This window comes from Nocardioides pelophilus (genome assembly GCF_014180685.1).
GTDB classification, from domain to species: domain Bacteria; phylum Actinomycetota; class Actinomycetes; order Propionibacteriales; family Nocardioidaceae; genus Nocardioides; species Nocardioides pelophilus.
In genome coordinates, this window is the sequence record NZ_JACEHF010000182.1 from 1 (window position 1) to 7,865 (window position 7,865).

Here is a 7,865-nt window from a genome sequence, read left to right on the forward strand (position 1 = left end):
GGGGGAGCGCAGCTCGACCCGGGGGGCGTCGGCCGGGCCGGCGGCCGACCCGTCCCACGCCACCAGCCGGACCGGCAGGTCGCCCCCGACGAACGGGGTCACCGCCGCCTCCAGGCGCGCGGCGACCCCGTTCACCGCTCCCCCCGGGTGAGGGTCAGCTGGTGGTCGTCGATGTAGCCGGCGGCGAACCCGGCCCGGCAGTACTCCAGGTAGAAGTGCCACATCCGGCGGAACGTCTCGTCGAACCCGAGCCGCTCGACCTCGCTCCGGGAGGCGAGGAAGGCCTCGTCCCACATCCGCAGGGTCTCTGCGTAGTGGGCGCCCATGGCCAGCTGGTCGACCACCTGGAGCGAGGTGTGCTGCGCCGCAGCCTCCTCGATCGCGCGCACCGAGGGCAGGGAGCCGCCGGGGAAGATGTACTTGGTGATGAACGTGTGGGTGTCGCGGGTGGCGAGCATCCGGTCGTGGGGCATCGTGATCGCCTGGATCGCGATCCGGCCTCCCGGTGCCAGCACGTGGTCGAGGGTCTGGAAGTACGTCGGCCAGTACTGCCACCCGACCGCTTCGATCATCTCGACCGACACCACCGCGTCGTACGCCCCGGCTGTGGTCGGGGTGTCGAGGAGCGCCCGGTAGTCGCAGAGCTCGACCTCGACCCGGTCGGCGAACCCGGCGGCGGCGATCCGGCGCCGGGCGAGGTCCAGCTGCTCGACGGACAGCGTGATCGTGTGGACGTTCGCGCCCCGGGCGGCGGCCCGGATGGCCAGCTCTCCCCACCCGGTGCCGATCTCCAGCAGCCGGGTCCCCTCGCCGACCCCGGCCTGGTCGAGCAGCCGGTCGATCTTGCGGTGCTGGGCGGTGACCAGGTCGGCGGCGCTCGCGTGGGCGGGGTCGTCGAACAGGGCGCTGGAGTAGGAGAGCGTCGGGTCGAGGAACAGCGCGAACAGCTCGTTGGAGAGGTCGTAGTGGTGCGCCACGTTGGCCTGGGTGTTGCGTCGGCTGCCGTGGTGCGACCGCGGCACCCGGCTGACGACCAGGGACCGGAGCCGTTGCAGGGGCCGGGGCACCAGGGAGGTCAGCTCGGCGGCGAGGACGGTCAGGAAGTCGCCGAGCGCGCTCTCCGACATGTCCGGGCCCTCGCCCCACGCGCCGGTCAGGTAGGCCTCGCCGAAGCCGATCAGCTGGTCGCGGGAGAGCCGGGCGAAGAGCTCGTCGGGGCGGTGGACGTGGACCGCCGGACCTCCCCTGCCGATCGTCTCCGCGGGGTAGGAGGCGCCGGCGGCGAGGTGCACGGTGACGTCGAGCCGGTTGACCGCCGACCGGAAGAGCCGGCGGGCGATCCTGGCTCCGATCCCGTGGGAGGGGACCTCGTCGAGGCCCGGCCAGGTGCCGAGCTGGGGGCGTTCGTGCGTGAGCGTCATCGCGCACCTCCGGTCTGATGAGTGCGGTGGATCTGCGGGGTCTGGCGTTGCTCGGTGAGCGCGGGCGGGTGCTGCGGACGGGGCTGGACGGCGAGGCCGCGCAACCACAGCGCGATGCCGTGCATCCGGATCAGGGCGGCGCCCCGCAGCGCGGAGAGCGCGACGACCGGGCGCCGGGTGGCCGGGGTTCCGACCACCCCCGCGTTGAAGCGGGCGCCGTCGTCGGTGTGCAGGCTGATCGAGACCGCGAGCCGACCGGTCGTCGGGTCGGGCGGCGGCGCGACGACCCGGTAGTGGCCGTCGGTCCCGTGGAACGGGGAGACGTACAGCGCCTTGTCGACCCGCCCCGAGCCCTGGGCGTCGGTGGGCACCAGGTAGGTGTGGCGGTCGCCATAGGTGTTGTGCACCTCGACGACGGTGGCGTCCGGCGGTCCGGTGCCGACGGGGCTCTTCCAGACCCAGAAGACGCTGATCGGGTTGAAGCAGTGACCGAGCGCGCGCGGGTGGGCGGCCATCACGGCGCGGCCACCGCGGAGGTCGAGGTCGTGGCCGGCCAGGAAGTCGTCGAGGCCCTGCCGGATGGTGGGGGCATCACCGGTGAAGTGGTCGCGGCTCTCGAAGCGCCCGCGGAGCCAGCCGAGCGCGCCGTGGTCGGGGAGCCGGTCGAGGTCGACCAGCCACAGCGTCGACCGGTGTGCGAAGGAGCTGCGCAGCGGCTCGCGCCGGGTGTGCGTGACCGTGGTGCGGTACGGCGTGCCGGCCGCCGCCGGTCCCGCGACCAGTCCTGCCGCCGGTCCTGCGACCGGCTGCACGTCGTGGACGACGGCCGGCGGCCAGCGCAGCCCGAGCCGCTCGACCGCGGCGAGGCCGGACCGTGCGCCGTCCTCGTGGAATCCCCAGCCGTGGTAGGCGCCGGCGAACGTGATCCGGTCGGTGTCGATCTCCGGGAGCCGGTCGCGCGCCGCGACCGAGGTCGGGGAGTAGAGCGGGTGCTCGTAGTGCCGGCGGGCGATCACGGTCGCCGGGTCGACCAGGTCCTCGCCACCGAGGGTGACCAGGTAGCGGGTCGGCGTCCGCAGCCGCTGGAGACGGGTCAGGTCGTAGGTCACCAGCACGGAGCCCCGCTCGACCTCGGGTCGGCGGAAGTTCCAGGAGGCCCAGGCGTGGCGGGCCTGAGGCAGCAACCGGACGTCGGTGTGCAGCAGCGCCGTGTTGGCGGTGTAGGGCAGCGCGCCGAGCACCTCGGCCTGCAGGGGCGTCGGCCGGGCGAGCAGGTCGAGCGCCTGCCGTGGATGCGCGGCCACCACGACGGCGTCGTACTGCTCGTCGCCGGAGGCGGTGCGGACGGTGACCCCGTCGGCGGTCTCGGTGACCGCGAGGACGGGCGAGCCGGTGCGGATGCTGCCACCGGCGGCCTCGACCGCGGCGGCGACGCCGTCGACGTAGGTCCGCGAGCCGCCGGCCACCGTGCGCCAGGTGGGCGAGCCGAAGACGCCGAGCATGCCGTGGTGGCGCAGGAACGTGAACAGGTACGCCGCCGGGTAGTCGGTCGCGACCGTCGGGTCGCACGACCACACGGCCGCGACCAGCGGCTCGACGAAGTGACGCCGGAAGTACGGCGTGAACCGGCCCTGGTCGAGGAAGTCGCCGAGCGTGAGGTCGGAGGTCACCTCGCCACCGCCGTCACGGACCGCCAGGAGCTTGCGGGCGCGGCGGTGGAACCGCGGGATCTCGGCCAGCATCCGCAGGTAGCGCGGGTCGTGGAGGTTGGCCGAGGTGGGGAAGAGCCCGCGGGCACCGAGCGCGCCGGCCCACTCCAGACCGGTCTCCTCGTCGCTGGTCGACATCGACATCTCCGACTCCTGGGTGCCGACGCCGAGCTCGGCGAAGAGTCGCAGCAGGACGGGGTAGGTCAGCTGGTTGTGCACGATGAAGCCGGTGTCGATGGCGAGCGTGCTTCCGGTGGCCGGGTCGTCGACCAGGTGGGTGTCGGCATGGCCGCCGAGCCGGGTGTCCGCCTCGTAGAGGGTCACCGTCGCCGTACGGGATGCGACATAGGCCGCCGTGAGTCCAGCAACGCCGGACCCGACGACGGCGAGCCGTCGGGGTGTCATGGGATGGGCCTCTCAGGCGTCCAGCTCGAACAGCGCGATCGGCGGGGTGGTCGGTTCGGGGGAGCCGCCGTCCGGTTCGACGGTGATCCCCACCGCGGTGGCGTCACTCGCGTCGCCCTCGAGGAGGACCGTGGCGTCGGGCTGCTCCGGCATCAGTCCGGCCGGGACGAACTCGCCCTCGGGGGTCTGGAACCAGAGCTCGTAGACCTTGCCCTCGGGCGGTGGGGCCATGTCCTCGGTGAGGATCACGGCCTTGCCCTCGGAGCGCGAGACCACGACGTCGGCGCGTGAGCCGTCCGGGAACTCCCGGACGATGCGGGTGCGGTCGTCGGCGGCCAGCACCTGCTCGACGGCGGTCGGGGGCTCCTGGTCGTTGTCGGAGGCCCACGGCCGCAGCGCCACCGTGGTCACCAGCGCGACGAGCACCAGCGAAGCGGCGACGAGGAGCGGTCCGGTGCTGGCCAGCCAGGGCCGGCGGCGCCGGGTGTCCTCCGGGATCGCGCGGTCGCGGCCGTGCTCGGTGAGGGGCGGCAGCGGCCGGATCCCCTCGATGCCCGCGAGCACGCTGTCGCGCAGCGAGGGCGGCGGTGCGACCGGGTCGGCGGCGAGGGACGCGGCCGTCTCGCGGAAGGTCTCGACCTCGGTCCGGCAGTCGGGGCAGGTCCGCAGGTGCGCCTCGAACCGGGCGCGCTCGAGGTCGTCGAGCGCGTCGACGGCGTAGGCGCCGGAGAGCGCGTGCGCGTTGTCCCAGTCGGCCTGGTTGTCCCTGATGTCACCGTGATCGGTCATCGTCCTACTCCGATCGTGTCGCGGAGCCGGATGAGGCCGTCGCGAATCCTAGTTTTTGCGGTTCCGACCGGTAGGTCGAGGAGGGCGGCCACCTCCGTGTGGGTGTAGCCGCCGAAGTACGCCAGCTCGATCGCCTCACGCTGGACCTCGGTCAGCCCGGCGAGCGCGGCGCGCACGCGGCGGGCTTCGAGGGACGCCTGGGCCGTGTCGGCCGTGACGTCGTGGTCGACCGTCTGGTTGCGGTGGTGGTACGTCGCCTCGCGGCGGCTGGACGCCTCCGCGCTCCGCACCCGGTCGACCGCCTTGCGGTGCACGATCGTCAGCAGCCAGGACACCGCGCTTCCGCGCTCGGGGTCGAAGCGGCTGGCCGTGCGCCAGATCTCGAGGAACGCCTCCTGGGTGACCTCCTCGGCCTGGGCCGGGTCGCGGACGACCCGGACCGCGAGCCCATGGACCCGGGCGGCGGTGGCGTCGTACAACGACGCGAACGCGGCCCGGTCTCCTCGCGCCGAACGCTGGAGCAGGTCAGCCAGCTCCGCGCCGGCGCCGGCCGGCGCCCCCGGGTAGGGGGCACCGGCCTGCGCGTTCACGCCCGGGTCCATGAGGTGATCCTTCCGTGTCTACAGGGTTCTGGCGAGGGGTCACTGGACCCCGGTCAGCACCTTGTCGATCACGTACACGGTCGCGTTGGCGGTGGGGATGTTGCCGCAGATCACGTTCGCGGTGACGGTGCCGTCGCTGACGGTCATGCCGCTCTCGGCGTCGCCCGAGATGGTGAGCGAGTCACCGGCAAGGGTCTCCTTGTCGCCCTCGACCTCGTCGGCGTCCGCGTTCTCACCCAGCACGTGGTGGGCGAGGATCTTGTAGAGGGTGCTGTCCTGGCCCTCGGCCATGCCACCCTCGACGAGCGCGGTGAGGTCGGCCTCCGGGATCTCCTCGAACGCACCGTTGAACGGCGCGAACACGGTCAGCTCCTCGGCACCGTTGAGGGTGTCGCCGAGGCCGTCGACCGCGCCGACCGCGGTCACGAGCGTGGTGAGCAGCGGGTTGTTGCTGGCCGCGGTGGCGACCGGGTCCTTGACCATGCCGTCGAACGAGCCGGCGCCGTCTGTCGGAACCTCGGCACAGCCGTCACCGAAGGTCTGGGCCTCGGGGCCCTCAGCGGTCGCGGCCTTGTCGTCGCCACCGTCGCTGGACTTGTCGTCCTCGCCGCAGGCGGCGAGGGTCAGGGACAGGGCGATGGCCGCAGCGGCGATGCCGGATCCGCGGCGCAGGTTGTTGAGCTTCATTGGTGTTGCCTTCCGTTTGGGGCGGTGATGGAGGTGATTCGGAGTGGTGCTCGGAACGGATTGGTGGAAATTCAGGCGACGTCGACGATGACTTCGTGGAGGCCGCTGGCGCCGTCCGGGAACGGCTCGGCCCGGGCGGCCGTCTGGGGCTCGCCGTCGCCGGACACGGCACGCGCAGCGATCCGGTGCGAGCCGCTCGTGGCCGGCCAGCGGTAGAACCACTGACGCCAGTAGTCGTCGCCGCCGGAGGGGCCGAGGTTCGCGTCCTTCCAGCCCCCGCCGTCGATCTGGACCTGGACCTTGGCGATCCCGCCGCGTTCCTGGGCCCAGGCGACGCCGCCGATCACGACGTCGCCCGACTCGAGGTCGGCCAGCGCCCGCGGGGTGTCGATCCGGGCCGAGATCTTGATCGGCGCATCGGTCGCCCAGCCGCGCTCGGTCCAGTAGGCCTCTTGGTCGCGGTAGGTCGTCAGGGTCAGCCTGGTGAGCCACTTGGTCGCGCTGATGAACCCGTAGAGGCCGGGCACGACCATCCGCACGGGGAAGCCGTGCTCGCGGGGGAGCGGCTCACCGTTCATCCCGACGCAGATCATCGCGTCGCGGCCGTCGGTGGCCAGCGCCAGCGGCGTGCTGATCGTCATGCCGTCGAAGTCGGTGGAGAGGATCTGGTCGGCGCGGTCGCCGACCCCGGCCAGGTCGAGCACGTCTGTCAGTCGTACGCCGAGCCAGCGCGCGCCTCCGACGTACTCCCCGCCGACGCTGTTGGAGACGCAGGTGAGGGTGATGTCGCGCTCGATCATCGGCAGCGCGAGCAGCTCGTCGTAGGTCAGGGTGACCTCGCGCCCCACGTCGCCGTCGATGGTCAGCGTCCAGTCCTCGCTGCTGACCACCGGGGTGTCGAGGCGGGTGTCGACCCGGTAGAAGTCGTCGTTCTCGGTGCGGAACGGAGTGATGCCCGGCACCTGCTTGTCCAGGCCGCGCGGCAACGGGGGCGCCGGGTCCGTCGGGTCGGGGAGGGTCACGTCCTCGGGGCGGAGTCGCAGCTTGGTGACCAGCTGGCCGCCCACGCCGCCGATGACGGCGACGGCGCCGATCACGCCGGCGGCGACGAGGATGCCGCGCCGCCCGCCCGCCGGAGCGCCGGCCTGCTCCCGCGCCAGCCACGCCAGTGCGAGCACCGCGGCGACCGCCGCAACCAGGCTCGGTCCCAGATCGGTGACCGAGGCCTCGGGTCGGGTCATGACGGCGGTCGCTGCGACTGCCACCAGCACGAGGAGCAGGCCGGCGCCGTACCGGATGCGACGGCGGGCCAGCAGGCCCGCCACCGCGGCCAGGGCGAGCACGCCGGCGAGCACGGATCCGACGAGGATCAGCTTGTCGGCGCTGCCGAACGTCCGGATCGCCCACTCCTTCATGGGGGTGGGCGTGAGGTCGATGACTGCGGAGCCGACAGCGAGCACGGGTGAGGTGTCGGCGTCGGTGAGTGCCGCGACGGCGTGGGCGAGGCCGAGGCCACCGATGGTGGCAAGTACGCCGTACGCAGCCCAGGGCAGTCGGGTCCTCATGGCGGTTGTTCGGCGCGGACCGGGTTCCCGGATTGGATCGAGAAAGAAACAGTCACGCCTGATTGTATTTTTGGAGGGGCTCGACCAAGATGGGAGCATGGCCGACACCTCCCCCGAACTCGTCCACTACGACGTCGCCGACCGGATCGCGACCATCACCCTGGACTCGCCGCACAACCGCAACGCGCTGTCGCGGCAGCTGGTGACCGAGCTGTTCGAGCGGCTCGACCGGGCCGACCAGGACGCCGACGTGCTCGCCGTGGTGCTCCGGTCCTCGGGTCGGGTGTTCTGCTCCGGCGCCGACCTCACCGAGGCGTCCACCACGCCGATGGAGGAGGGTGCGCGCGCGATCGTCCGGCTCCAGCGCGCGATCGTCGCGCTGAGCAAGCCGGTGGTCACCGTCGTGGCCGGCGCCGCGCGGGCCGGCGGCATCGGCATCGTGGCCGCCTCCGACATCGTGCTCACCGCGGAGGACGCGACCTTCGCGCTGACCGAGGTGAAGCTCGGGCTGACGCCGGCCGTCATCTCGCTCACCGTGCTGCCGCGCCTCACCCCGCGTGCGGCGGCCCTCACCGCACTCGGCGGCGAGGTCTTCACCGGCTCCGAGGCGGTCGACTACGGGCTGGCCACGAGGGCCGTCCCCGCCGGTCAGCTCGACGCCGCGGTGGCCGAGCTCTGCGCCCAGCT

At 72.7% G+C, this 7,865-nt stretch carries 7 protein-coding genes; 1 reads left to right on the plus strand and 6 read right to left on the minus strand.

Annotation, left to right across the window (positions count from 1 at the left end; all coding sequences use genetic code 11):
- Positions 1-131: 131 nt before the first annotated feature.
- From H0488_RS20125 to H0488_RS20150, 6 genes are all read right to left on the minus strand, one after another.
- On the minus strand, positions 132-1,421 hold the full coding sequence (locus H0488_RS20125; RefSeq protein ID WP_183101012.1) for an SAM-dependent methyltransferase: 1,290 nt from the start codon (positions 1,419-1,421) through the stop codon (positions 132-134).
- On the minus strand, positions 1,418-3,535 hold the full coding sequence (locus tag H0488_RS20130; protein ID WP_183101013.1) for an FAD-dependent oxidoreductase: 2,118 nt from the start codon (positions 3,533-3,535) through the stop codon (positions 1,418-1,420). The genes H0488_RS20125 and H0488_RS20130 overlap by 4 nt, the downstream gene beginning before the upstream one ends.
- A gap of 12 nt (positions 3,536-3,547) precedes the next feature.
- The gene (locus H0488_RS20135) at positions 3,548-4,324 is read right to left on the minus strand and encodes an anti-sigma factor (protein WP_183101014.1); all 777 of its coding nucleotides are present in this window, start codon (positions 4,322-4,324) and stop codon (positions 3,548-3,550) included.
- Positions 4,321-4,926, minus strand: coding sequence for an ECF RNA polymerase sigma factor SigK (sigK, locus tag H0488_RS20140; protein ID WP_183101015.1), 606 nt, complete (start codon positions 4,924-4,926; stop codon positions 4,321-4,323). The genes H0488_RS20135 and sigK overlap by 4 nt, the downstream gene beginning before the upstream one ends.
- A 39-nt stretch (positions 4,927-4,965) precedes the next feature.
- Positions 4,966-5,613, minus strand: a complete 648-nt coding sequence (locus H0488_RS20145) for a fasciclin domain-containing protein (protein WP_183101016.1) — start codon at positions 5,611-5,613, stop codon at positions 4,966-4,968.
- 71 nt (positions 5,614-5,684) lie between these two features.
- A complete protein-coding gene (locus tag H0488_RS20150; RefSeq protein WP_183101017.1) occupies positions 5,685-7,178 on the minus strand; it encodes a molybdopterin-dependent oxidoreductase in 1,494 nt (497 codons plus the stop codon).
- Between the two features lie 97 nt (positions 7,179-7,275).
- On the opposite strand from H0488_RS20150, the gene H0488_RS20155 reads away from it, so the two are divergent.
- Positions 7,276-7,865 (plus strand): enoyl-CoA hydratase-related protein (locus tag H0488_RS20155; RefSeq protein WP_183101018.1); only part of this gene is annotated, 590 nt, incomplete at its 3' end.

Coding starts and splice junctions, on each gene's coding strand:
- H0488_RS20135 (WP_183101014.1), bottom strand. CDS start 4,324: ATGACCGATCACGGTGACATCAGGGACAACCAGGCCGACTGGGACAAC.
- sigK (WP_183101015.1), bottom strand. CDS start 4,926: ATGGACCCGGGCGTGAACGCGCAGGCCGGTGCCCCCTACCCGGGGGCG.
- H0488_RS20145 (WP_183101016.1), bottom strand. CDS start 5,613: ATGAAGCTCAACAACCTGCGCCGCGGATCCGGCATCGCCGCTGCGGCC.
- H0488_RS20125 (WP_183101012.1), bottom strand. CDS start 1,421: ATGACGCTCACGCACGAACGCCCCCAGCTCGGCACCTGGCCGGGCCTC.
- H0488_RS20150 (WP_183101017.1), bottom strand. CDS start 7,178: ATGAGGACCCGACTGCCCTGGGCTGCGTACGGCGTACTTGCCACCATC.
- H0488_RS20130 (WP_183101013.1), bottom strand. CDS start 3,535: ATGACACCCCGACGGCTCGCCGTCGTCGGGTCCGGCGTTGCTGGACTC.